Source organism: Mesorhizobium sp. M0244, from assembly GCF_040321795.1.
In the GTDB taxonomy this organism is placed as follows: domain Bacteria; phylum Pseudomonadota; class Alphaproteobacteria; order Rhizobiales; family Rhizobiaceae; genus Mesorhizobium.
Genome location: NZ_JAMYSE010000001.1, coordinates 100,088 through 124,320, shown reverse-complemented (window position 1 = coordinate 124,320; position 24,233 = coordinate 100,088). Strand labels below are relative to the sequence as shown.

Annotated in this window: 24 protein-coding genes; 13 read left to right on the top strand and 11 right to left on the bottom strand. The window is 63.2% G+C overall.

The features are described 5' to 3' along the window. The first annotated feature begins 56 nt into the window (after positions 1 to 56). Positions 57 to 1,037 (top strand): GlxA family transcriptional regulator, encoded by a 981-nt coding sequence (locus NKJ08_RS00550; protein WP_352522454.1) that lies wholly within the window; start codon positions 57 to 59, stop codon positions 1,035 to 1,037. A gap of 61 nt (positions 1,038 to 1,098) precedes the next feature. On the opposite strand, the gene NKJ08_RS00545 is transcribed toward NKJ08_RS00550, so the two are convergent. Together NKJ08_RS00545 and NKJ08_RS00540 are read right to left on the bottom strand one after the other, a co-directional pair. Next, positions 1,099 to 1,308, bottom strand: coding sequence for a hypothetical protein (locus NKJ08_RS00545; RefSeq protein WP_095484432.1), 210 nt, complete (start codon positions 1,306 to 1,308; stop codon positions 1,099 to 1,101). A 164-nt stretch (positions 1,309 to 1,472) separates the two neighbouring features. Then, positions 1,473 to 2,129, bottom strand: a complete 657-nt coding sequence (locus NKJ08_RS00540; RefSeq protein WP_352522455.1) for an O-methyltransferase — start codon at positions 2,127 to 2,129, stop codon at positions 1,473 to 1,475. A gap of 93 nt (positions 2,130 to 2,222) precedes the next feature. On the opposite strand from NKJ08_RS00540, the gene NKJ08_RS00535 reads away from it, so the two are divergent. Beyond that, positions 2,223 to 2,867 (top strand): TetR/AcrR family transcriptional regulator, encoded by a 645-nt coding sequence (locus tag NKJ08_RS00535; RefSeq protein ID WP_352780775.1) that lies wholly within the window; start codon positions 2,223 to 2,225, stop codon positions 2,865 to 2,867. Between the two features lie 123 nt (positions 2,868 to 2,990). Here the strand turns inward: NKJ08_RS00535 and xylA are convergent, their stop codons facing one another. After that, on the bottom strand, positions 2,991 to 4,316 hold the full coding sequence (gene xylA / locus NKJ08_RS00530) for a xylose isomerase (protein WP_352780772.1): 1,326 nt from the start codon (positions 4,314 to 4,316) through the stop codon (positions 2,991 to 2,993). Between the two features lie 110 nt (positions 4,317 to 4,426). Between xylA and NKJ08_RS00525 the strand changes: the two genes are divergently transcribed. After that, positions 4,427 to 4,789 carry a nuclear transport factor 2 family protein gene (locus NKJ08_RS00525; protein ID WP_352780769.1) on the top strand — a complete coding sequence of 121 codons (363 nt, stop codon included), beginning with the start codon at positions 4,427 to 4,429 and terminating at the stop codon, positions 4,787 to 4,789. A gap of 38 nt (positions 4,790 to 4,827) precedes the next feature. On the opposite strand, the gene xylB is transcribed toward NKJ08_RS00525, so the two are convergent. From xylB to NKJ08_RS00510, 3 genes are all read right to left on the bottom strand, one after another. Further along, positions 4,828 to 6,282 (bottom strand): xylulokinase, encoded by a 1,455-nt coding sequence (gene xylB / locus NKJ08_RS00520; protein ID WP_352780766.1) that lies wholly within the window; start codon positions 6,280 to 6,282, stop codon positions 4,828 to 4,830. 192 nt (positions 6,283 to 6,474) lie between these two features. Next, positions 6,475 to 7,800, bottom strand: coding sequence for a tetratricopeptide repeat protein (locus NKJ08_RS00515; RefSeq protein ID WP_352780763.1), 1,326 nt, complete (start codon positions 7,798 to 7,800; stop codon positions 6,475 to 6,477). A 9-nt stretch (positions 7,801 to 7,809) separates the two neighbouring features. After that, complete coding sequence (locus tag NKJ08_RS00510) at positions 7,810 to 8,433, bottom strand: LysE family translocator (protein ID WP_352522461.1); 624 nt, start codon at positions 8,431 to 8,433, stop codon at positions 7,810 to 7,812. A 187-nt stretch (positions 8,434 to 8,620) separates the two neighbouring features. On the opposite strand from NKJ08_RS00510, the gene NKJ08_RS00505 reads away from it, so the two are divergent. The 9 genes from NKJ08_RS00505 (at position 8,621) to NKJ08_RS00465 (ending at position 16,044) form a co-directional block, all read left to right on the top strand. Then, positions 8,621 to 9,385, top strand: coding sequence for a L,D-transpeptidase (locus NKJ08_RS00505; RefSeq protein WP_352780760.1), 765 nt, complete (start codon positions 8,621 to 8,623; stop codon positions 9,383 to 9,385). A 96-nt stretch (positions 9,386 to 9,481) separates the two neighbouring features. Continuing rightward, positions 9,482 to 10,648 carry a diphosphate--fructose-6-phosphate 1-phosphotransferase gene (locus NKJ08_RS00500; RefSeq protein WP_352780758.1) on the top strand — a complete coding sequence of 389 codons (1,167 nt, stop codon included), beginning with the start codon at positions 9,482 to 9,484 and terminating at the stop codon, positions 10,646 to 10,648. 16 nt (positions 10,649 to 10,664) lie between these two features. Further along, on the top strand, positions 10,665 to 11,390 hold the full coding sequence (locus tag NKJ08_RS00495; RefSeq protein WP_352780755.1) for an MBL fold metallo-hydrolase: 726 nt from the start codon (positions 10,665 to 10,667) through the stop codon (positions 11,388 to 11,390). A 397-nt stretch (positions 11,391 to 11,787) separates the two neighbouring features. Further along, the gene (locus NKJ08_RS00490) at positions 11,788 to 13,326 is read left to right on the top strand and encodes a DegQ family serine endoprotease (protein WP_352780752.1); all 1,539 of its coding nucleotides are present in this window, start codon (positions 11,788 to 11,790) and stop codon (positions 13,324 to 13,326) included. Between the two features lie 133 nt (positions 13,327 to 13,459). Further along, on the top strand, positions 13,460 to 14,071 hold the full coding sequence (locus NKJ08_RS00485; RefSeq protein ID WP_352522465.1) for a molybdopterin-dependent oxidoreductase: 612 nt from the start codon (positions 13,460 to 13,462) through the stop codon (positions 14,069 to 14,071). After that, the gene (locus NKJ08_RS00480; protein WP_352776347.1) at positions 14,068 to 14,814 is read left to right on the top strand and encodes an FAD-binding oxidoreductase; all 747 of its coding nucleotides are present in this window, start codon (positions 14,068 to 14,070) and stop codon (positions 14,812 to 14,814) included. The genes NKJ08_RS00485 and NKJ08_RS00480 overlap by 4 nt, the downstream gene beginning before the upstream one ends. Before the next feature lie 442 nt (positions 14,815 to 15,256). After that, positions 15,257 to 15,460 carry a DUF680 domain-containing protein gene (locus tag NKJ08_RS00475; protein WP_352780750.1) on the top strand — a complete coding sequence of 68 codons (204 nt, stop codon included), beginning with the start codon at positions 15,257 to 15,259 and terminating at the stop codon, positions 15,458 to 15,460. 72 nt (positions 15,461 to 15,532) lie between these two features. Continuing rightward, positions 15,533 to 15,739 carry a DUF680 domain-containing protein gene (locus tag NKJ08_RS00470; protein WP_352780748.1) on the top strand — a complete coding sequence of 69 codons (207 nt, stop codon included), beginning with the start codon at positions 15,533 to 15,535 and terminating at the stop codon, positions 15,737 to 15,739. Positions 15,740 to 15,807: 68 nt separating this feature from the next. Next, entirely contained in the window at positions 15,808 to 16,044 is a 237-nt protein-coding gene (locus NKJ08_RS00465; protein WP_352522469.1) for a DUF680 domain-containing protein, read from the top strand. Positions 16,045 to 16,229: 185 nt separating this feature from the next. On the opposite strand, the gene NKJ08_RS00460 is transcribed toward NKJ08_RS00465, so the two are convergent. From NKJ08_RS00460 to NKJ08_RS00440, 5 genes are all read right to left on the bottom strand, one after another. Next, positions 16,230 to 17,342: an ABC transporter ATP-binding protein gene (locus tag NKJ08_RS00460; RefSeq protein WP_352522470.1), complete on the bottom strand. Its 1,113-nt coding sequence runs from the start codon at positions 17,340 to 17,342 to the stop codon at positions 16,230 to 16,232. Positions 17,343 to 17,367: 25 nt separating this feature from the next. Beyond that, on the bottom strand, positions 17,368 to 19,032 hold the full coding sequence (gene bglA, locus NKJ08_RS00455) for a beta-galactosidase BglA (RefSeq protein ID WP_352522471.1): 1,665 nt from the start codon (positions 19,030 to 19,032) through the stop codon (positions 17,368 to 17,370). Between the two features lie 4 nt (positions 19,033 to 19,036). After that, the gene (locus tag NKJ08_RS00450; protein ID WP_352780744.1) at positions 19,037 to 20,191 is read right to left on the bottom strand and encodes a carbohydrate ABC transporter permease; all 1,155 of its coding nucleotides are present in this window, start codon (positions 20,189 to 20,191) and stop codon (positions 19,037 to 19,039) included. Position 20,192: 1 nt separating this feature from the next. After that, positions 20,193 to 21,206 (bottom strand): carbohydrate ABC transporter permease, encoded by a 1,014-nt coding sequence (locus NKJ08_RS00445; protein WP_023680221.1) that lies wholly within the window; start codon positions 21,204 to 21,206, stop codon positions 20,193 to 20,195. A gap of 227 nt (positions 21,207 to 21,433) precedes the next feature. Further along, positions 21,434 to 22,789: an ABC transporter substrate-binding protein gene (locus tag NKJ08_RS00440; protein ID WP_352522473.1), complete on the bottom strand. Its 1,356-nt coding sequence runs from the start codon at positions 22,787 to 22,789 to the stop codon at positions 21,434 to 21,436. Between the two features lie 360 nt (positions 22,790 to 23,149). On the opposite strand from NKJ08_RS00440, the gene NKJ08_RS00435 reads away from it, so the two are divergent. Continuing rightward, positions 23,150 to 24,172 (top strand): substrate-binding domain-containing protein, encoded by a 1,023-nt coding sequence (locus NKJ08_RS00435; RefSeq protein WP_352780740.1) that lies wholly within the window; start codon positions 23,150 to 23,152, stop codon positions 24,170 to 24,172. The last annotated feature ends 61 nt before the right edge of the window (positions 24,173 to 24,233 follow it).

The following is a 24,233-nucleotide window of genomic DNA, read 5'->3' as shown; positions in this document are numbered from 1 at the left end:
CGTAGGGCAAGAATGCCTGACTTGCCGGAAACTGTTTTGCGTTTTACGAAGATCATGTGATCAAAAACGAAAAACCGACGATCTTTCGTGCCGAACGTTTGCCGCTCAAGGTGACGCTGCTGGTGTTCTCCGGCTCGTCGATCATGTGCGTCGCGTCGGCCATCGATCCGTTGCGCGCCGCTAACCGCGTCGCCGGCGAGACCCTGTTCGATTTCAGGCTGGTCTCGGTGACGGGCGAAGCGCCGGTCACCACATGCGGCCTGCCGGTGGCGGTCAGCGGCCGCTTCGATGCGGCTGAGACAACCGACATGCTGGTCGTCGTCGCCGGCTTCGGCACGCAGAACTATGCCACGTCAGCCTTGCTGTCGGGACTGCGCCGTGCGGCGCGTGCGGCACGCGCCTGCGGCGGCGTCGAGGCCGGCACATGGCTGGTGGCGCGCGCCGGCCTGCTCGAAGGCCGCAGCGCCACCACCCACTGGGAGGACATGGAGGATTTTTCGTCGGCCTTTCCCGGTGTCGACGTGCGCCCCGATCGCTACGTCATCGACGGGCCTGTGTTCACCTCCGGCGGCGCCTCGCCGACCTTCGACCTGATGCTGCATCTGATCCGCACGCGGCTCGGCATGGCCGTGGCGCTCGATGTCGCGAGCGTCTTCATCTACGACCAGGCGCGCGCCGCGACCGACGCGCAGCCGCTGGTCTCGCTCGGCCGCCTTGACGGCTACGATCCGCGGTTGGCGCAAGCCATCCGGCTGATGGAAGCGCATGTCGACCAGCCGCTGACCATCGCCGCCGTGGCAAAGCGGGCCGGGGTGACGGCACGGACGCTGGAAAGCATCTTTCGCAAGTCGATCGGCGAAACGCCCGGCGCCTATTACCTCAGGCTGCGCCTCGGCGCCGCGCGCCGGCTGGTCGTCGATACGCGCATCGCCATGGCGGACATTGCCGGGCGAACGGGGTTTTCGTCCGCCGCGGCATTTTCCAGAGCGTTTTCAAGAGCGTTCGGCGAAGCGCCGGTCAGGCTGCGTCGAGGATAATGCATGTCGCCCAAAAGTGCGTAGCGGTTTTGGGATAACGACATGCATAGACAAAGGTGGATCAGGCAGCGTCCTGGCGGTCGCTGTTGCCGTCGATCTGCGAGCGCATTTGCCTCGCAAGATGGGTCTCAAAGCGGCTGGCGACCGCGCGATCCCATTCGTTCGCACTCCGCGCACCATGCTTCGGGTGCGGCAGCGCCATCAGCCGGTCGATGATCGATCCGGCTTCGCCAGATGAGAGCAGGGCGTCGATTTCGCGTTCGTGCTGCATATCGTTTCGCCTCCTTCTTCTGTTCCCGCCACGAACCACACTATACGAGATTCGTGACGGCTGTTTGAAGGCAAGAGCGAGGCGATTGAGGGGCGATGCTGGGCAAAGTTTTGTCCGCCGCCGCCCATCTTGGGCACGATCTTTCCGGCAAGTCAGGCGGTGCTTCAGCCAAGCCGCGTGGACAGTTCGACGTCCTCCCCGAACGGCGTGGACATGTAGCCACTCCCGGTCGAGCGCACCCGCTCGAGGTATTCTGGGCAAAGATCGGCGTTATCGGCAACGACGAAGGCGCCTGGCCTGAGGCGGCTTTCAACCAGTCTCAAGATCTCGGGATAGAGCGCTTTGGCGCCGTCGAGCAGAAGCAGGTCGACCGTTTCGGGAAGATCGACGCTAAGCGTCTGCAGGGCGTCCCCCTCTCGGATCTCCACCAGGTCGATGAGATCGCCGGCTGTCAGATTGTTCCGCGCGCGCGCCACCTTGGATGGCTCGAACTCGCTGGTGATCAGGCGGCCGCCGCCATTGTCCCGCAAGGCTGCGGCGAGATGCAGGGTCGAGATGCCGAACGAGGTTCCAAATTCGACGATCGTACGTGCGCCGCTGCTTCGTGCCAGCATGTAGAGCAGCGTGCCCGTCTCTCGCGAAACGGGAAGCCAGAGATCCTTTAGCTGCCCATAGAAATCGAGGTATTCGGTCTTGCTCCGAACCAGGCGCATCCGCTCTTCGGCGGAGAGCTCCGCCACCGCAGGGCTCGTTGCCGCAGCGGCTTCCTCGAACAGGCGATCCAGCAAGGGCGCGAGCGGCGTTGTCGTCAGTGTAGTCATATCGGTCTCCAGTCAGAATTGAATGCGTTCTTGCGCGGCGCTCAAAATACGACTAATCATTCGCGTTTGCTAATCGCATTGGCACGCCCCTCCATGAGCGATCACCGAAGTCCCCGGATTTCCTCGCGAAAACAGCCCAAGCAGGCCCGCTCGGCGGAGCTCGTCGCTGCGATTTTGGAGGCTGCTGTTCAGGTTTTGGCGAGGGAAGGCGCGCAGCGCTTCACCACGGCGCGGGTGGCCGAGAAGGCCGGTATCAGCATCGGATCGCTGTATCAGTATTTTCCGAACAAGGCGGCGATCCTGTTCCGGCTCCAGAGCGACGAATGGCGGCAGACGACCGAGCTGCTGCGCCTCATCCTCGAGGATATTAGGAAACCGCCGCTCGAGCGGCTGCGCGCCCTTGTCCGCACCTTCCTCCGCTCGGAGTGTGACGAGGCCGCGGTACGTGTGGCGCTCGACGACGCCGCACCGCTTTACCGCGACGCGCCTGAGGCGCAGGCGGCAAGGGCGTCCGGAGACCGCATCATCCGGGCCTTCATGGAGGAGGCGCTGCCCAAGGCCTCGGAAGTGACTCGCGAATTGGCCGGCGACCTGGTCATGACGACGCTCAGCACGGTCGGGAAGCAGTTCTCGGAGGCACCTCGAACCGCCACGGAGATCGAAGCCTACGCCGACGCCATGGCCGACATGTTCTGCGCCTACCTGAGAGGCCTCGATCACGGCCAGGACAAGCGCTAGACCCGGTCAGCGGACGGGCCGCGCGCATTCGCACGGGGCAAACCTTGTCGTCGGTCTCAGCCCTGCTGAAAGCCGTCTTTAGCCAGCGGCCGCTGAACAATGCGGCCGTGAAAACGGTACGCCTTAGACGTATCGATTGACGATATTTTCGAGCAGTTCCTGGCGGCCGGACCTGGGCTGCGGCTCGATCTCCTCCTTGATGACGCGCTCAGCGATCTCCTCCAGCGTACGCTTGCCGGCAAGCATCGCCTTGGCCTCGGCCGAATTCCAGCCGGCATAGCGCTCGGCGAGCGGGGCGGACAGCGCCTTGTCCTCAATCATGCGTGCCGCTGCCTTGAGGCCTCGAGCGCAGCAATCCATGCCGCCGATGTGCCCAATCAGCAGATCCTGCGGATCGAGCGACTGGCGCCTGAGCTTGGCGTCGAAATTGGTGCCGCCGGTCTTGAAGCCGCCAGCCTGCAGCACGTGATAGTAGGCCAGTGCCATTTCCGGTACATTGTTGGGGAACTGGTCGGTGTCCCAGCCCGACTGGTAGTCGTTGCGGTTCATGTCGATCGAGCCGAAGACGCCCAGCGCGTTGGCGAGTGCCAATTCATGCTCGAACGAATGGCCGGCCAGGATCGCATGGCCCTGCTCGATGTTGAGCTTCACCTCATTCTCCAGTCCGAAACGCTTGAGGAAGCCATAGACGGTGGCGACGTCGTAATCGTACTGGTGCTTGGTCGGCTCTTGCGGCTTCGGCTCAATCAGGATGGTACCTTCGAAGCCGATCCTGTGCTTGTAGTCGACGACCAGATTGAGGAAGCGGCCTGCCTGCTCCTGCTCGCGGGCAAGGTCGGTGTTGAGCAGCGTCTCATAGCCCTCGCGGCCGCCCCACAGCACGTAGTTCTCGCCGTTCAGCCGCTTGGTGACGTCGATGCAGTGTTTCACCGTCGCCGCCGAATAGGCAAAGACGTCCGGATCGGGATTGGTGGCGGCGCCCGACATGAAGCGGCGGTTGGAGAACAGGTTCGCAGTCCCCCACAACAGCTTGACGCCGGTCTGCTTCATCTTTCCCGAGAAGTAATCGGCGATCTCGTCGAGCCGCGCCGCACTTTCGGAAAAGTCGCGGCCCTCCGGCCGCACATCGGCATCGTGGAAGCAGAAATAAGGCGCACCCAGCAGCGAAAACATCTCGAAGGCGACGTCGGCCTTGAGCTTGGCCAGCTCCATCGTGTCGGTACCGCCGGCCTTGGGGAACCATGGCCGGTCGAACGTCTGGCCGCCGAACGGATCGCCGCCCGGCCAGGCAAAGGAATGCCAATAGGCGACGGCAAAGCGCAGGTGGTCTTCAAGCCGCTTGCCGGCGACAATCTCGTCGGGATTGTAGAACCGGTAGGCCAGCGGATTGGTCGAATCCGGTCCCTCATATCTGATCTGTTGGATGTCGCCGAAAAAACCGCTGGTCATGTTCTCTTCCTCTCGCATGGTTCTGCCTGATTACCTCAGGCGTAATTGGTTTCGCGCTTACGCTGGTCGAAAAGGCTCGTGTCAAAGCCACCCAACGAAGGAGACAGACCATGACCGACCTCAACACCATTGCCGAAAACTACATCACCGCCTGGAACGAGAGCGACGCCGCGCGCAGGCAAGCCTTGCTCAAGGCGACCTTCACCGAAGACGTCAGCTACCGCGATCCGATCATGCAGGGCGACGGCCATGACGGCATTGCCGCGCTGATCGACGGCGTGCAGCAGCGCTTTGCCGGCTTTAGGTTTTCGCTGAAGGGCAAGCCGGACGGCTTCGCCGATTCCATCCGCTTTTCGTGGAATCTTGGGCCGGACGGCATCGAATCCGTCATCGAAGGCACGGATATCGGCGTCATCGAAAATGGCCGGCTGAAAAGCGTCACCGGCTTTCTCGACAAAGTGCCGGCACAGTGAGGCCTTCTCGGCAGGCCGCGGCGAGGGCGGGAAACCGTTCACGCCGTGGCGCCTCTGATCGCCGGATAAAGCTGGCGATAGCGCTGATAGGCTTGCGCATAGGCATCGGCGAGGGCGGCGACCGGCTCGACCGTGGCGTCGGTCGCCGGCGCCGCGCAGACGGCGCGCGGATCGGCACCGGTCGCCGCGACCAGGCCAAGTCGGGCCGCGCCAAAGGCAGCGCCGAAATCGCCGTCGGCTGGAATATCGACGGGCAGGCCAAGTGCCGTGGCGATTGCCTTCAGCCAATAGTGCGAGCGCGAGCCGCCGCCGATCGCCGTCACCCGGGTCAGCGTCGTGCCGGCTTTGGCCAGTGCTTCCAGACTGTCGCGGAAAGCGAAAGCGACGCCTTCGAGCACGGCCTGGGTCAGTGCCGCGCGGCCGGATTCATGGGCAAGCCCGGTAAACGCGCCACGAATGGCGGAATCATTGTGAGGCGTCCGCTCGCCTGAGAGATAGGGCAGGAAGGAGACGCCGGTCGGCGCCTGCAGCGCGTTGCCGAGTTCGGTGGTCAGCTCGCCGGCGCCTTTGCCCGCGATTCCCGACAGCCAGTTCAGCGAATCGGTCGCCGACAGAATGACGCCCATCTGGTGCCAGGTACCGGGCAGCGCATGACAGAATGTGTGTACGGCGCTTTCCGGGTTGGGCAGATAGGACGCGTTGGCGGCAAAAAGCACGCCGGACGTGCCGAGGGAAACGAACGCCTGGCCGGCGCCGACCGTGCCCATGCCGCAGGCCGAGGCCGCGTTGTCGCCGGCGCCGCCGGCGATCGGGATGCCTGATAGCATGCCCCATTTCGCAGCCAGTTCGCTGCGCAAGGCACCGGCCTTTGCCGTGCCTTCGACCAATGACGGCATCTGCCTTTCGTCGAGCGAGGTGGCGGCGAGCAGTTCGGCAGACCAGGCTCGTTTGCCGACATCGAGCCACGACGTGCCAGCCGAATCCGACATTTCCGAAATGTGCTCGCCGGAGAGCCAGAGCCGCAAAAAGTCCTTCGGCAGCAGGACCTTTGCCACTTTGGCGAAAACATCCGGTTCGTTGTTCTTGACCCAGGCGAGCTTTGGCGCGGTAAAGCCGGGAAAGACGATGTTGCCGGTCAGCTTGCGAAAACGCGGGTCGGCATCGAGTGCGGCAGCCTCGGCGTGGCTGCGTGTGTCGTTCCACAGGATGCAAGGGCGCAGCACCTGGTCGCCGGCATCGAGCAGAGTGGCGCCATGCATATGGCCGGAGAGGCCGATGCCTTTGACCGCCGCGAGCTCCTTCGTATGCGTGGACCGCAGTTCGGCGATCGCCGCTTCGCAGGCCCGGATCCAGTCTGCGGGATTCTGCTCCGACCAGCCGGGATACGGGCGCGACACATCGAGCGGCGCATGGCCGGAACCGACGATGCTCTGCCTGGCATCGATCAGCAGCGCCTTGACGCCCGACGTGCCGAGATCGAGGCCGAGATACATGTTTCCTCCCACGTCCGTCATGCCTGGCGGCGACGGTCTTTTCCTTGCTCCCCGGCCCTGTCCTGCGACACGGTGGCGAAGATAACCCGGCAATCGTGCCGCCGGAAACGCCCTCCGGTCAACACGCGAAGATTTTTTCGACACTCGAAAAAATCTCGCCGGGGCAGTTTTTAAGGCAAGATTTAGCCTTGGTCAATTCGCCGCGGGATCGGTTGCGCGCCGCAAAAATAGTGCAGACAACGGGCTGTCCGGCCGCGCCAGGGCGCGTTCCGCCGCAAGCGCCCTCGCCAGCGCGCCATCGCCCGAACGCAATGTCGCCTCGACCAGCATCAGGTCGATGACGTCGCGTTGTGCATGGCTGCCGCCGAAGCGATGGGCGATTGCCCGGATCGGCCGGATCAGGCGTATCGTCTCGGCATAATTGCCTTCGCCGAACGCCTTGATGGCGAGCGTCAAGGGATGGCCGACATCCCTGGTGAAACCCACGTTGTCGTCTTTGCCGCGCATCGCCTCGCGCTGCGCGTCGAGCAAGTTGCGGGCCGGCGCTTCGAGGCCGGCGCCGACAAACGCCATCATCGCGTGGGCGTCGTTGAAGGCATAGTTGCCGGCGCTGGCCTTGGGCACCCAATTGGCGGCGAGCGCCGTCCAGCGATCGCCGACGTCGACGCCGCCGAGATGCAGCCGCCACAGGATCGCCGAGGCATCGACCATGTTGAGCGCCAGCGTCGAGCGCTCGCCATAGATCGGCCCGTCATAGAGCGCCAGCACCTCGTCGGTCTCGCCGAGATCATAGTGGAACAGTGCCAGGTGCCACCAATTGTGGACCTGCAGGAAGCTTTCCCGCGTCCACGCTTCGGGATTGGCGCGCATCCACAATATGCCGTCCTTCTGCCGGCTCTGCATCTCCATGACATGGGCGACGGCGTGCTGGGCCCAGCCGTCGCGCGGCTCGAGATCGACCGCCGTGCGGCCAAGCTTTTCGGCGCGCGCATAGTCGCCCATTTCCTCCAGCCCGAAGGCCTGCATGCCGAGTATGGCATGGTAGCCCGGCATGCCGCTCTGCCAAGACGGCAGTGCACGGCCGATGCGGTCGCGCAGCATGCGGGCGTTGCCGGTGAAGAAGTCGATCTGGTGGCCGGTCTGCAGCGCCAGCGCATCGAGCGGGAACTCGATGGCGATATCCTCGAGCAGGCGAGCGGCTTCGTGCCAGCGTCCTTCTGCAAGGTGGCCAAGTGCGGCGACATGCGCCTGCTCGCGCGCCGTTGCCGGTAACGGCAGCGCTGCCTCGTGACATGCCTTGGCCACCGCCGTCGCGTCACGCTCGGTGGCGAGGCCGAACAGATAGCCCTTAAACACATGCGCCATGACGAAGCCGGGATCGTCGGCGATTGCCCGGTCAACGGAACTGACAGGATCGCCGATAAAGCACTGCAATTCGCGCACAGCCCGGCTGTAGGACGAAAGCCCGGCCTCCGTCGCGCCCGACAGCGTCAGGCCGAATGCGTTCCTTGCTGCCATGCCTTGTCCTCAGTTGCCCGATCGCATCGCCACTGTCGCGATGCCGGCGCCGACCAGCAGCGTGCCGCCGGTGCGGTTGAAGATGCGGATCGCCTTCGGATTGCGCACCACGGTGCGCGCCCTTGCGGCGATCAGCGCGTAACCGAAGGCATTGGCGAAGGCGAGCGCCAGGAAGGTCGTCTCAAAAATCAGCATCTGTGTCCAGAAATCCGCATGCCGGTCGAGGAACTGCGGCAGGAAGGCGACGAAGAAGGTGATGCTTTTCGGGTTGAGCGCCGTAACCAGCCAGGCATGCGCCATCATTTTCGCCGACGACACCGCATCGGTGCGCGGTTCGGCCCTGAGCGCACCGCCGGCGCGAAACAGCTTGATGCCGAGATAGATCAGATAGCCGGCGCCGATCACCTTCAGCACGGTGAATACGGTGGCCGACGCAGCCAGCAGCGCGCCGATGCCCAGCATCGACAATGTCATGGCGGTGAAGTCGCCGAGCGCCACGCCGACCGCCATCGGCAGCGCGGTACGCCAGCCCTGGCCGAGCGCATAGGACACCACCAGCAGAATGGTCGGGCCCGGAATGACCAGAAGGACTGCCGAGGCGGCGGCAAAGGCGGCCCAGTTTTCGAAGGACATTTTCTTCTCCTTGAGCTCAAAGATGAGGATAAATCCTTGGCCCGGCGAAGATGTAAAGAGGCAAAATCGAAAAAGCCCCTCGTTAAACCAGGCGGCCAGCCTTCACGCTTTTTCAACCATAATTGGTGAAAATGCCTGCTATTCGGCCGGACCGTGTTTCCCGCCGACAGCGTAGGGTTTGGGTAATATGCGTGAGTTGCCGCAAGGTCTGACGCCGCCGTACAATGGCCACGCAATCGAAACCGAAATACAACTTTCCCGCCGCACGGTGCTGTCCGGCGCCGGCGCGCTGGCACTGCTCGGCATCGCCGGCTGCAGCCAGACGCTGGATTTGCCGTCGCTCCAGCTCGACGACGTCGCCACCGGCTCGATCCGGCCGGTCCGCCCGAGCATCAGCGTCGACAAGAACATCACCAGCCCTGACGTGATGTACGCCGCGCTCACCGACGGCGGCTTCAACGTGCCGGAAGTGCCTTACCTCAAGGTCAAACCGGAATTTCGCCGCCAGATCGTCGTCGATCCGACCGGCGAGCAACCCGGCACCATTGTCGTGCATCTGCAAGAACGCATGCTTTATCTGGTGCAGAGCGGCGGTGATGCGATCCGCTACGGCGTCGGCATCGGCAAGGACGGCTTCCGCTGGTCCGGCCGAGCCAACATCCAATACGGCAAGGAATGGCCGGCCTGGACCCCGCCGCCCGAGATGATCGCCCGCAGGCCGGAACTGGTGAAATGGCAGGGCGGACAGCCGGGCGGCCTCGACAATCCGCTCGGCGCGCGGGCGCTTTACATCTACCAGACCGGCCGCGACACCGGTTACCGCATACACGGCTCGCCCGAATGGTGGAGCATCGGCAAGGCGATGTCGTCGGGCTGCGTGCGCCTGATCAATCAGGACATCATCGATCTCTACAGCCGCGTCTCGAAGAAAAATCCGGTCGTCGTCGTCTGACTGCCGGCTGCGTCCTTAGCGATCACTCTGCCGTTGCGCGATGTCGCAAGACAGGCGAATGTGCCTGCAATTTTCATCGCCCGGGAGACGTGAACAATGTCCGGAACTTTTGTGATTGCGCAGGGCGGCGGACCAACCGCCGTCATCAACCAGACGGTGGTGGGCGCTGCGCTCGAAATCCGCAAGCGACATCCCGGCGCCAAGGTGCTTGGTTCCATCCACGGCGTGCGCGGCATCCGTGACGGCAATTACGTCGATCTCTCGGCCATCCCCGAGGACCGCCTGCGATTGATCGCGGCGACGCCGAGTGCCGCCCTCGGCTCGACGCGCGACAAGCCGGATGCCGCCTATTGCGACCTCATCCTCAACGGCCTGAAGAAAGCCGGCGCGGACGCCTTCATCTACATCGGCGGCAACGACACGTCGGGCACCCAGCAGATCCTCACCGACGCCGCCGGCGGCAAGATCGCCTTCGTGCACGCACCGAAAACCATCGACAATGACCTCGAGGAGAACGACCACACGCCCGGCTTTATGTCGGCGGCCGAGTTCGTCGCCGGAGCATTCCTTTCGGTCGATCTCGATTTCCGCGCTCTGCCCGGCATCTATGTCGGCATCGTCATGGGGCGGCATGCCGGTTTCCTGACGGCCGCGTCCGCGGCATGGCAGCTCGATCAGGACAGCGGCCCGCATCTCGTCTACGTGCCGGAGCGGCCGTTCTCGGCGGCCGGCTTCATCGACGACGTGCGCGCCACGCTCGACCGCCACAAGCGCTGCATCGTTGCCGTCTCCGAAGGCGTCAGCACCGCCGACGGCAAGGCGCTGGTCGAAAGCCTGGTGCCGCCGGAAAGGCTGGAGCGCGACCAGCACGGCAACGTCAAGCTGTCGGGCAGCGACCTGCCGGCAGCACTGGAGCGCGCGCTCGCCGAAGGATTGCCGGGCAAGCGGGCGCGCGTCGATGCGCTCGGCTACATGCCGCGCGGCTATGTCGGTGCCATCAGCGCGGTGGACGCGCAGGAGGCCTTCGACGCCGGAGCCTTCGCGGTCACGGTGGCCGAAGAGGGCGGCGGTTCGGTGGCGCTGCAATATGACGGCAAGAAAACCGTGCTGAGGAAGGTGCCGCTGAAGGACGTCGCCGGCAAGACGCGCCATATGCCGGATGATTTCATGCTGCCCGATGTCAACCGGCTGTCCGATGCGGGCATGGCCTATCTGAAGCGGCTGGTCCCGCAAAAGTACAAGGTCGGCAAGCCGTTCGTCTGATGCCGGCCTTGACCTGATGGACAACTGGTTCAGCAAAACCATCGTCGACGCCAAGACGACGATGCTGACCGAGCCCTTCGTGCATGATTTCGTGCGTGCCAACATCTGGCATTTGCGCGGCCGCGATGTCGACCTGCTGGTCGACACCGGCATGGGGATCTGCCCGCTGGCGCCGCAGATCGACACGCCGGCCGGCAAGCCGCTGCTCGTCGTCGCCACGCATATCCATCTCGATCATGTCGGCTCGTTGCACGAGTTTCCGTTGCGGGCCGGGCCGAGCCACAGCGCAGCGCATTTCGACAGCATGGATGAAGCGGTTACCTACGCCTACATGTTCCATGATCTGGAAGGCGCCGTCTCCAAGCTGCCGGCGGAAGGCTGGAAAGCGGCCGATTACAGGATTCCGCCGGCGCCGCTGACCCGGACCCTGGACGAGGGCGATATGGTCGACCTCGGCGACCGGCAGTTCCGCGTGCTGCATCTGCCCGGCCACTCTCCCGATTCGATCGCGCTGTTCGACGAGACTGACGGCCTGTTCTTCGCCGGCGACGCCATCTACGACGCCATGCTGATCGACGACCTGCCGGATTCGGATCGTGCCGCCTACCGCCGGACGATGCAGCGGCTGCTAGAGCTGCCGATCCGTATCGGCCACGGCGGTCATGGACCGAGCTTCGACGGCAGGCGGATGCGCGAGATCGCCACCATTTATCTCAGCCGGACCGACGGGACAGCGGCATAGCGGCCTCGGCAGTGGCAGTGACGGGGCGGCGCAAATGTGAAGCGATTTGTCTTGGGCAGCTATTTTGTTCTTGCTTTGTGCCGGCAGCTATGCTACTAATTTGGGTGCTGATTCGCCCCAACGACCCGCCTCCCGAGGCGGGTTTTTGTATTTTCGGGTTTCGGCGGCAACGCCGCAAGGCGGTTGCCAGCCGGAAAATCAAATCTTCGTCCAGCCGGAAATTAAATCTTCGTAACCTCATCTGGACACTCCGATCGGCGCCCTAGATGCGGGGCTGTCGATCCGGTCGGCTGCCGTGACAGGCGAGACAGGCAACGCCGACGACCGACGCGCCGATGAATTGTTCCGGTGACGGAACGTCGCGGCGCTCCACCAATCTCTCGCCCGGACAACGGCCATGTCACCAATCCACACCCTTCGCAGACATCGCGTCGCCGCTTTGCTGGGCGCCGCACTGATAGTCAGCCCCTTCGCCCTGTCCTTCGCTCCCAGGCTGAATGATGTCCTGGCGGCAACAGTGACCCCACCTGTCACCGGCATGACGGCGCCCCGCGGCTCGTTCGCTCCGGTCGTGGCGGCCGACAAACCGGCAGTGGTGACCATCACGACGGTCATGAAAGTACAACAGCCGGACATCACGAGCGACGCCTCTCCCTTCGGCGGAAACTCGCCTTTCGACGATTATTTCCGCCGTTTCTTCGGTGACCAGGGACTGCCCGCCCCCAAGACACCGCCGGAACAGGCGCCCCGTACCGAGGCTCTCGGCTCAGGCTTCATCGTCGGCTCCGACGGCACGATCGTCACCAACAATCACGTCGTCGACGGCGCCCAGTCGGTCAAGGTGACGCTCGACGACGGCAGCGAGCTTCCCGCCAAATTGATCGGCCATGACGCCAAGAACGATCTTGCCGTGCTCAAGGTCAACGCCGGCAAGCCCGTGCCGACCGTCAAATGGGGCGATTCCGACAAACTCATGCCGGGCGATCAGGTGCTCGCCTTCGGCAATCCTTTCGGCCTTGGCACCACGGTCACGGCCGGCATTGTCTCGGCGCGCGGCCGCGATCTGCACAGCGGCCCGTTTGACGACTTCATCCAGATCGACGCACCGATCAACCGGGGCAATTCCGGCGGCCCACTGACGGATGGGAACGGCGATGTCGTCGGCATCAACACCGCGATCTTTTCGCCGAATGGCGGCAGCGTCGGCGTCGGCTTCGCCATCCCCTCGGACCAGGCGCAAAAGGTCGTCGCCAAGCTGATGAAGGGCGGCTCCATCCAGTACGGCTATCTCGGCGTCCAGATTCAGCCGGTGACGCCTGATGTGGCGAGCGCCATCGGCCTCGATCACCCCGCCGGCGTGCTGGTCGCGCAGGTCAGCGACGGATCGCCGGCCGCCAAGGCCGGCCTCGAGACCGGCGATGTCATTACCAGCTTCGCCGGCCAGGAGATAAAGGATCCGAGGGATCTGTCGCGCGCCGTCGCTGACGTTGCGCCTGGCACGAGGGAAGCCCTCAATGTCTGGCGCAAGGGGAAAAGCCTGCAGATCTCCGTCGAGATCGGGCGCAACGAAGACGACACGGCAACGGGATCGGTGACCGGCGATTCAGGTCAGCCGTCGACGGGGCAGGGCCTTCGCGCACCGGCGCTCGGTCTCGGCCTGATGGACGTCACTCCGGATGTGCGCCAGGCAATGAACCTGCCAGAAAACCAGCACGGCGCACTGGTCGAGCGCGTCGACCCGAACAAGGCGGCATCGGCTTCCGGCATCCAGCCCGGCGACATCATCGTCGGCGTCGACCAGACTCCGCTGCGGAGCGCCAGACAGGCAAATCAGGCGATTGTGCAGGCTGCCAAATCCGGCAAGAAATCGGTGCTGCTGCTTGTCGAGCGCGGCGACGCCCAGATGTTTGTCGCCGTGCCCTTCGCCAATGGCTGAAGCGAGCGCCGCGCTGCGAAGGTCGATGTAGAGCTTTGCCGCCAGGCCGGAGCCAAGATTTCAGTTGCCCGCGGGCGCGTCTTCGAGAAAACTGGCAAAGTTCGATTGGACCTTGCGCAAACGGATATTCTCGATGGTTACCCGCGGCTTCTCTTCCGGACGAAAGCCCCCGACGGATACGGATGCACGCATCCCGCCGGGGCAGTATCTCGAGCAAGGGTTCCCGGTCCTGTCGGCCGGCCCGACGCCGCACGTGCGCACCGAGGACTGGTCGTTCACGCTTAAGCACGGGCCGCGGCCGATCAAGAAATGGAACTGGGCCGAGTTCAACGCGCTGCCCTTGACCAAGATGACGCGCGACATCCATTGCGTGACCGCATGGACCAAATTCGACACGGCGTGGCAGGGCGTGCTGGTCGACGACATCCTTGCCGATGCCGGCATTGAGCCGCCGACCGCTTTCACGCTGGCGCTGGGTTTCGACGGCTACACCACTAATGTGCCGACGAAGGATCTCACCGCCGGCAAGGCGATGGTGGCGCTGCTTTACGAGGGCAAGCCGATCACGCCCGACCATGGCGGGCCGGCGCGGCTGCTCGTTCCGCATCTTTATTTCTGGAAATCGGCCAAATGGCTGAACGGATTGCAGTTCACCGAGCGTGACGAGCCGGGTTTCTGGGAGTTGCGAGGCTATCATATCTATGGCGATCCGTGGCGCGAGCAGCGCTACACGAACGATCCATGAGCGATGGACCGGCGGCGCAGTCGCCCTGGCAGACGGTCACCATCACCCGCATCCAAAAGCGCACGCCGCGCGTCACCAGCTTTTTCCTGCAGCCGTCGCGGCCTTTCGCCTATCGTGCCGGACAGCATGTCGACGTCAGGCTGACGGCGCCGGACGGCTATCAGGCGCGCCGCTCCTACTCCATTGCCTCGGCGCCGGAGGGCGGCGAGACCATCGAGCTGGCGATTGAAAAACTCGAGGACGGCGAGGTCTCGCCGTTCTTTCACGAGATCGCGGCGGTGGGCGACGAGGTCGAATTGCGCGGGCCGCTCGGCGGCCATTTCGTCTGGTCCGACAGCGATGGCGGACCGCTCCTGCTGGTTGGCGGCGGGTCGGGCGTGGTGCCGCTGATGGCGATGGTCCGTCACCGGGCGATGCGGAAATCGCTGGTCGCCACCGCCCTGGTGTTTTCCGCGCGGGTCTGGGACGAGGTGATCTTTCGCGACGAGTTGATCGACCTCGCCGAGCGCCGGGATGGCTTCGATCTGGTGCTGACGCTGACGCGCGAGCCGGCCCGCCGACCGTCGGATTATGCGCGGCGGGTCGACACCGCGATGATGGTGCAAGCCATGACCAGGCTGCCCGCGCCGCCGAAGCTCGCCTTCGTCTGCGGCTCGAACGCATTCGTGACGGCCGCCGCCGAGGCGCTGATCGATGCCGGCGTTCCCGCGGCTCTCATCCGCACCGAACGTTACGGGGTCTGACCCGGTTCTGCTTGCCCGTTGCAGTCTTCGCTGGGCGGCATAAGGCAGGCCAAAGCAGCCGCAACGCCGACGCCGCATTTGGCCGAAATGGTTAACGATTCGACAAACAACCTCGGCTGCGACTTTTATCGGTTTGAAAAATCGAACCGAACGGTTCGTTTCTGTTGACAATGCGTGCAGGACGCTGTGAACGCTGCCTCTCCAAGTCACCTTGCAGCCAGACCGATGCTATGGGCTATCTACTTGATGTTTAGCAATAAAATTGTGGCGAAAGGAATCTCTGGCACAATTTCAAGGTGTAGATTCTTGGTCCACACCAAACAACTTCGTGATTGGAAACTGGCCATTGGCTTTCCCACATCGGGGCTGTCCGAACGACGCGAATTCCTCCCAAGACACGCCGCTAGACGGACCGAAAACTAAGATACTGGAGTACTAAAAAATGAAAAAGATCGCTCTTGCCGCCGTCGCCGTTTTGGCCATCACCGGCAGCGCCTTCGCTGGCAGCGACAACTTTGGTTCCAATAGTGCGAACCAGCCTGCCGCCTCGGTCGACAGCTCGTATACGGCTTCCATTCAGAAGCCGGCTCATGCCGACAAGCAGCCTGTCCAGGGCGCCGACCGTAACCTCTTCGGCAGCAACTAACAGCCGATCCCAGCATCAGGGCGGCGGGCATAGCCGCCGCCCGGGATCTGAAAAAAATTCAGGAGTATTGAAATGAAAAAGATCGCTCTTGCTGCCGTCGCCGTTTTGGCCATCACCGGCAGCGCCTTCGCCGGCAGCGACAATTATGGTTCCAACGGAGCCAACCAGCCGGTTGTCTCGGTCGACAGCTCCTACACGGCTTCCGTCAAGAAGTCGGACCAGGCTGAAAAGCAGCCGGTCGTCCAGGGCGCCGACCGCAACCTCTTCGGCAACAACTAACAGCCGATCCCACCACTAAGGCGGGCGGGCATGCCCGCCGCTTGATTCGAAAATCCAGGAGTATCCAAATGAAAAAGATTGTTCTTACTGCCGCCGCTCTTTTGATCGCCGCCGGCAGCGCCTATGCCCGCAACGACAATGTTGGCGGGACCGACATCAACAAGCAGTCGACCGTCAACGTCGACAAGACGCAGACGTCTTCGGTACGTGACAGCAATTCGCCGGTCTACAAGCTGCTGAATTCGTCGGGCGACGTCCCGAAGTCCGCGCCTCAGGGCGCCGACCGCAACCTGTTCGGCCGCTAACAGCCGAGCTGGATTTCCTGAACAAGAGCGGCGGGCCATGCCCGCTGCTCTTGTTTTTTGCGTGCCGAGAAAACGCCCGCTCGGAGCAATTCCAGGAAAAGTGTGAAACGGTTTTCCGTCCGGAATTGCGTCAAAAAAGATAGCGCGGTTCGGCGTTTCCGTGAAACGATGAACCGTTCCAGAGTTCAGGCCGCCTTTGCTTCTGCTTCATGGAGCGCGAAGGAGTGTCCGTCCGCATCGAAGATATGCAGATCACTGGCATCCGCCGTCAGCCGCATCGTCGCCCCGCGCTTGACCCCGACATTGCCCGGCAGCTTGGTCACCAGCGGCAGGTCGGCGCGGCCGATGTCGACATAGACGAGTTGGACTTCGCCGAGCTGCTCGACATAATCGACCGTGCCTTCGAACAAATAGTCGGCCCCGGTGGCGATCATCAGATCCTCCGGCCGCACGCCGAAGCTCACCGCAGCGCCTTTCGCGGAGGCAGGCGTTGCGATCGGCACCGTCGCCTTGCGGCCGCCGACATGGCTGACGACCGTCGGGTTGCCGGTCTTGTCGATCGTCGCCGGCAGGATGTTCATCGCCGGCGAGCCGATGAACTGGGCGACGAACAGATTGCCGGGCCGCTTGTAGAGCTCCATCGGCGTTCCGACCTGTTCGATATGACCTTCCTTCAGCACCACGATGCGGTCGGCCAGCGTCATCGCCTCGACCTGGTCGTGGGTAACGTAGATCATCGTCGTAGCGGGCATCGATTCCTTGAGCTTGGCGATCTCGATGCGGGTGGCGACGCGCAGCGCCGCGTCGAGGTTGGATAGCGGCTCGTCGAACAGGAAGACCTTGGGATTGCGCACGATGGCGCGGCCGATGGCGACGCGCTGGCGCTGGCCGCCCGACATCGCCTTGGGCAGACGGTCGAGATATTTGGTCAGCTGCAGGATCTCGGCCGCCTGGCGCACCCGCTTGTCGATCTCGGCCTTGCTTTCCTTGCCGATCTTCATCGAGAAGGCCATGTTGTCATAGACGGTCATATGCGGGTAGAGCGCATAGGACTGGAACACCATGGCGATGCCGCGCTTCGACGGCGGCACGTCGTTGACGATCTCGCCGTCTATCCTGAGCTCGCCCGAGGTGATCTCCTCGAGCCCGGCGATGCAGCGCAGCAAGGTCGACTTGCCGCAACCCGAGGGACCGACAAAGACAATGAATTCGCCCGACTTTATGTCGAGGTCAATGCCGTGCAGAATGTTGAGATTGCCGTATGATTTCTTCACTTGCCTTAGCCTGACATCGGCCATGGTACCCTCCAGTTCTTCCTTGAATTCAGTCGATACGCCCGAACCAGGCGCCGTAGCCGCCGAGGCGGATAGTGCCGGCGCCAGTCTGTCCCGAAAACCCGTGTCCCGGCAAGGGCTGCAATGAGCGGCCGCCAAGATCGACTTCGGCCGGCTTTGCTCCGAGATTGAAGGCGCAGACGATCTGCTCGTTGCCTTCGCGGCGCGTGAAGGCGACGGTGTCGCCCTCGCTTTCGATGAACTCGATATCGCCCTTGGTCAACGCCGGATGGGCGCGGCGGAAAGCCAGGAAGCGCCGGTAGTGCTCGAGCAGCGAGCCGTCGTCGCCCTGCTGCACGTTGACCGCTTGCGCTAGATGCTTGCTGGGCACCGGCAGCCAGGGCTTTGCCGTCGAGAAGCCGCCATTGCGAGCGGCGCCGTCCCAAACCATCGGCGTACGGCAGCCGTCGCGGCCCTTGAATTCCGGCCAGAAGCGGATGCCGTATGGGTCCTGCAGATCCTCGAAGCTGAGTTCGGCCTCGCTGAGCCCGAGCTCCTCGCCCTGATAGATGCAGACCGAGCCGCGCAACGACATCAGCAGCGCCGAGATGACCTTGAGATAGGCGGTCGGGTCGGGCTCGTTGGCCGCCCAGCGCGAGGCAGGTCGCATCACGTCATGGTTGGAAAAGGCCCAGCACGACCAGCCGTCGCTGGCCACCTTGCCGAAGGTTTCCAGCACCGAGCGCACCTTTGCCGCGCTGATCTTCTCCGGCGCCAGGAAGTCGAAGGAATAGCACATATGCACGCGCTTGCCGCCGGCCGTATAGGCCGCCACCACTTCCAGCCCACGCTGCGAATCGCCGACTTCGCCAACCGCGGCCGTCGCCGGATATTCGTCGAGCAGGGCGCGGAAGCGTTCGAGGAAGCCGAGGTTTTCAGGCCGGCTCTTGTCATAGAGATGGTCCTGGTAGTTGTAGGGGTTGACGGCCGGCGCCGTCTGGTCGTTGCGCTGCTCAGGCGGCAGCGGCGGATTGTCTTCCAGGCCTTGGCTGTGGAAATAGAAATTGATGGTATCGAGGCGAAAGCCATCGACGCCGCGCTCCAGCCAGAAGCGGGTGACGTCGAGCAGCGCGTCCTGTACCGCGCGGCTATGGAAGTTGAGGTCGGGCTGCTCGGCCAGGAAATTATGCAGATAATATTGCTGGCGGCTGGTGTCCCACTGCCAGGCCGAGCCGCCGAAGATCGACAGCCAGTTGTTGGGTGGCGTGCCGTCCGGCTTGGCATCCGCCCAGACATACCAGTCCGCCTTTGGATTGCTCCGGTTCGAACGGCTTTCCTTGAACCACGGATGGATGTCGGCGGTGTGCGACAGCACCTCGTCGATCATCACCTTGAGGCCAAGCCGGTGCGCCTCGGCGGTCAGCGCGTCGAAGTCGGCCAGCGTGCCGAACATCGGATCGACGTCGCAATAATCCGACACGTCGTAGCCGAAATCCTTCATCGGCGATTTGAAGAATGGCGAGATCCAGATGGCGTCGACACCGAGCGAGGCGATGTAGGGCAGCCGGCCGATGATGCCTCTGAGGTCGCCGATGCCGTCGCCGTTCGAATCCTGATAGCTGCGCGGGTAGATCTGATAGATCACGGCACCTCGCCACCAGTCGCGATCGATAGCGAGATCGGGCTTCGGGGTCGCCTTCAAAGCGGATTGCATGATCTCAACCTCCTTTCACCGAGCCGGCAAGCAGCCCGCGGACGAAATAGCGTTGCAGCGAGAAGAACACGATCAGCGGGACGATGATGGTGACGAAGGCCGATGTCGTCAGGATCTCCCAGTCGCCGCCGCGCGAACCGAGCAACGCATTGAGCTTGGCGGTCAGCACGATTTGGTCGCCCTCGGTACCAAGGAAAACCATCGCCACCAGCAGATCGTTCCACACCCAGAGAAACTGGAAGATGGCGAACGAGGCCAGCACCGGGAACGACAATGGCAGCACGATCTTGACGAAGATCTCGAAATCGCTGGCGCCGTCGATGCGCGCCGATTCCATGATCTCGCGTGGCAGGCCGGCAATATAGCTCCTCAGGAGATAGATGGCGAAGGGCAGGCCGAAGCCGGTATGCGCCAGCCAGATGCCGAGATAGGTCTTCGACGGCACGCCGAAGAAACTGCCGACGCCGTTATAGAGCTTCAACAGGGGGATCAGCGACATTTGCAGTGGCACGACCAGGAGGCCGATGATGACGGCGATGAGCAGAGCCCGGCCGGGAAAGCGCATCCAGGCCAGCGCGTAGGCGGCGAACGCGGCGATCAGGATCGGGATGACGGTCGCCGGAATGGTGACGGTCAGCGAATTCATGAAGGAGCGGCCGATGCCTTCCGAAAACAGCACTGTGTCGTAATTGTCGGTGGTGAATTTCGGCGGCGCCGACGAGGCGTAATACACGCGCTGGCCACGTTCGCTTTCGAAGGCCTTCGGCGAGGTCATGACGAAACTGCCGTCGGCATTGAGCTGCAGGGTCACGCCGTCGCCGAGATCGGCTGTCGTGCCGGCGGGATATTGCGTCGGCGCTGCCGACTTGACGCCGAAGGCGCTGATGTTGCGGGCAGGACCATCGCCGAAGATATTGCCTTGCAGGACGAACTTGCCGTCCTTCTCGACCTGCGCCGAGGCGGGCGGCAGCCGGCCGGCTTCCGTCTGGCTGGAACTGGTGAACGAGTTCCACCAGCCCGAAGCGATGATCTGGTCCTTGTCGCGCAGCGACGAGACCAGAATCCCGAGCGTCGGGATCGTCCAGATCGCAACGAAGATGAAGACGGCGATATGGACGCCGAAACGGCTGACAAAGGACTTTCCTGTCGTCACGGCCATCTCAATGCCCTTCCGTCTCTTTGTTCGCCTGGCGGATGTTCCAGACCATGATCGGAATGACCGCTATCATGATGATGATGGCGATGGTGGCGCCGCGGCCGAAATCGCCGCCGCCGCGGAACATCCAGTCGAACATCAGATTGGCCAGCACCTGGCTGTTCCACTGGCCGTTGGTCATAGTCAGCACGATGTCGAAAACCTTCAGCACCAGAATGGTGATGGTGGTCCAGACGACGGCGATGGTGCCCCAGATCTGCGGCACCATGATCTTCCAGAAGATCTGGAAAGGGTTGGCGCCGTCGATGACGGCGGCTTCCAGCGTCTCTTCCGGAATGCCGCGCAAGGCCGACGACAGGATGACCATGGCAAAGCCGGTCTGGATCCAGATCAGGATGACCATCAGGAAGAAATTGTTCCAGAACGGCAGCGATATCCAGACCTGCGGCTGGCCGCCAAAATACTGGATGATGGCGTTGAGCAGGCCGATCTGCGTCTGGCCGTCGCCGCGATACTCGTAGATGAATTTCCAGATGACGCTGGCGCCGACGAAGGAGATGGCCAGCGGCAGGAAGATCAGGCTCTTGGCGATGGTGCCCCACCAGATCTTGTCGGTGAGCACGGCGATGATCAGCCCGAGGAAGGTGCAGGCGGCCGGCACCACCGCCAGCCAGATGATGTTGTTGAGGATCGAGTTGCGGAACTCGCGGTCGCCGAACGCCCATTGATAGTTGGCCAAGCCGACGAAATGGGCGCCGCCGCGATCGAGGAACGACAGCCTCAGCGTCTCCACCACCGGGTAGATCAGGTAGATGGTGAGGATAATCATCGCCGGGCCGACGAACAGCCAGGGCCGGATCACCCCCTGCCGGCGCAGATTGTTGATCGCCGCCTTGCCGGAAACGCCGCGCGCCGGAAAGATCGTGTCGAGTGCCTTGTTGGCGCCCCAGAAATAGGCGACGCAGCCGCCCACGCCGATGATGATGACGAATATCGCCGAAAAAATCTGAGCCGCCATGGGTCCCTCCCCCTGCGCACGGATCCGCCAGTCGAGAATGGCTTTGGCGACGGGATCATGCGCCGATTCAGTTGTCTGGAGCGCGACCAGCCGAAAAGCAGGTCACTGGGCGCGCGTCATGCCGGAATGCGTTGTGCTCACGACAATCGACGCGACGCCAAGCACCGGGTAGGATCCGGGCCGTTTGAGGCCCGGATCGCATCGGATCGGGAACTCAAGCCGGCCGCTTACTTGATCGCGTCCCAGCTTTTCTGGATGTCGGTGGCGACGTCCTGGGCGGACTTGCCGCCGACCAGGTCGATCATGCCGGTCCAGAAGGCGCCGGCGCCGATCTTGCCCGGCATCAGGTCGGACCCATCGAAGCGGAAGGTCGAGGCGTTGGCCAGGATCTCGCCCTGCTTCTTCAGCGCGTCGCTGGCATAGGCGTCCTTGTTGACCGACTTGAACGGCGTCACGAAGCCGCCCTGTGCCATCCAGATCTCATGAGCGAGCGGCAGCTTCAGGAATTCGATGAACGCGCGGGCACTCTTGCTGTCTTTAGTGATCATGGCGAGCGTGCCGGCGCCGAGCACCGGAGTGCCGAGCTCGGGCTTGGAAGCGTAAGGCGGGAAGTAGAAGAAGTCGGCATCCTCGCCGATCTTGGTGCCTTGCGGGAAGAAGGTCGGGATGAACGATGCCTGGTGGTGCAGATAGCATTTTGGCGGCACCGAGAAGAGGCCCTTCGGGCTGTCGCGGAAATCGGTCGCCGCAACCGCTTTGGCGCCGCCCTCGACCATCTTGTCGTCGGTCGCGATCTTGCCGAAAATGTCGATGGCGTTGACCACGGCCGGATCGTTGAACGGAATTTCGTTCTTCACCCATTTGTCGTAGGTCTCGGGCGTCTGGGTGCGCAGCATGATGTCTTCGACCCAGTCGGTCGCCGGCCAGCCGGTGGCGCCGCCCGAACCAAGCCCGATGCACCATGGCGTGCCGCCGTCGGCGATGATCTTCTTTTCGAGCTCGGCAAGCTCTTCCTGCGTCTTCGGCACCTTGTAGCCGGCTTCCTCGAAATTGTCCGGCGAGTACCAGACCAGCGATTTCACGTCGGCCTTGTAGGGGAAGGCGAAGAAGCCGGGCTTGCCGTCCTTGTCCTTGAAGGTGCCGAGGTCGACCCAGGATTGGCCGGCGCCGTAATTGTCCTTGACCCAGTTGGCCGTGTCGTCGCCGAGCGGCGTCAAAAGGCCTTTCGATGCCAGATCCTGGATCAGGCCCGGCTGCGGCAACACGGCGATGTTGGGCGGGCTGCCGGCCTGCGTGTCGATGACGATCTGCTGTTCGTAATTCTCCGACGAGGAGTACTTGATCTCGGCGCCGGTGGCTTCGGAGAAGTAATCGAGAACGGTGCGGATAAGCCCTTCGTCCTCGCCGCGCCACGGTCCGAAGATCGTCAGCGTCTCGCCCTTGAGGTCGACTTTCTTGAGCTCTTCGTAGTTAGCCCAGTTGAAACGAGGATCTTCGCCCGGCTTGAACTTCAGTTCGGCTTGCGCGGGCATGGCCAAGGCAAGCGTAGCAAACGCGGCGCCCAGCAGAAGCATTTTCTTCATCGGTATTCCCTCCCAGTGGTGACAAACACCGAACGAAACCTCCATTCCGTCCGCCGGCGCTGCAGGACTGTGACTCAGTCGGAAGGGAACCGCAACCTTTCGTAGAGTCTTCCAAAGCGCTTTGGTTATTTTGATCTCGCCACTGAATTGATCGGGAGTCAAGAGGAAGCCAGACTAATCGATTTAATTTCTGCGCCGAATGCCGGCGAAAGTGCACTGCAGCACGTTTTCTGGCGGTGCAGCAGCAAATTCGGCTTCAAACCGGTCCGAACCGTGCGTATGGTCATTGCGCTCGGCGACGCGGTTCGTAGTGGCCACATCGATTCAGATTAAAAGCGCTTTGGGGTTTGGAGGCCTCCGGTGAACCTCAAGCAGCTCTCCCACATGCTGGCGCTTTCACAGACCACGGTCAGCCGCGCATTGAACGGCTACCCGGAGGTCAACGAGGAAACGCGCCGGCGGGTGGTCGATGCCGCCAAGCGCCAGGGCTATCGCCCCAACCCGAGCGCCCGCCGGCTGGCAACCGGCAAGACCGGCATGATCGGCTATGTGCTGCCGACGGGAACGACCGTCGATATCGACCCGCATTTCGTCGAGTTCCTGTCCGGCCTCGGCGACTATGCGCGTTCGCACGAGCTCGACCTGGTGCTGTCACCAGCCGATGCCGATGACCAGGAGACGACCTACCGCCGCATTGTCGCCAACCGGCAGGTCGACGCGGTCTATATCTCCTCGCCGAGGCCGGGCGACCGGCGGGTGGCGTTGGTCAACACGCTCGGCATTCCCTTCATCGTCCATGGCCGCAGCGAAGGCTTCGATTTCGACTATCCCTTCACCGACATCGACAATGAGGGCGCCTTCCACGAAGCAGCGCGGCTTCTCGTCCAGCTTGGTCACAGGCGTCTGGCGCTGATCAATGGCGACGATCGCGAGACCTTCGCAATCCATCGCGAGCGCGGTGTGCGGCGCGCGCTTGCGGCGAGCGGCCTGTTGCTTCGTGATCAGCATGTCTGTTCCCTCACCATGACCGAGGAGAACGGCTACCGCGCCGCCCGGCGCTTGCTGGAACAAAGCGACGCGGCGACGGCGATCGCCTGCTCCAGCCTGATCATGGCGCTCGGCGTGGTGCGCGCGGTGCGCGATCTCGGCCTGACCATTCCGGGCGACCTGTCGCTGATCGCCCATGACGACGTCTTCCCGTGGCTGAAGCCGGAAAATTTTTCGGTGCCGCTGTCGACGACGCGTTCGTCGATCCGCCTGGCCGGCGCGCGCATCGCCGAACGGCTGGCGGCGCGGATTTCCGGATTGGAGGAGGGCGCCCGCGGCGAGGTCTGGCCGGTCGATCTGGTGGTCAGGGGATCGGTGGCCGGCGCACCGGCCTAGGGGCACGACTCAATCACTCTGAATGGCGGCTGTTAGCCAGCGTCGGCGGTTGCTGTGCGTC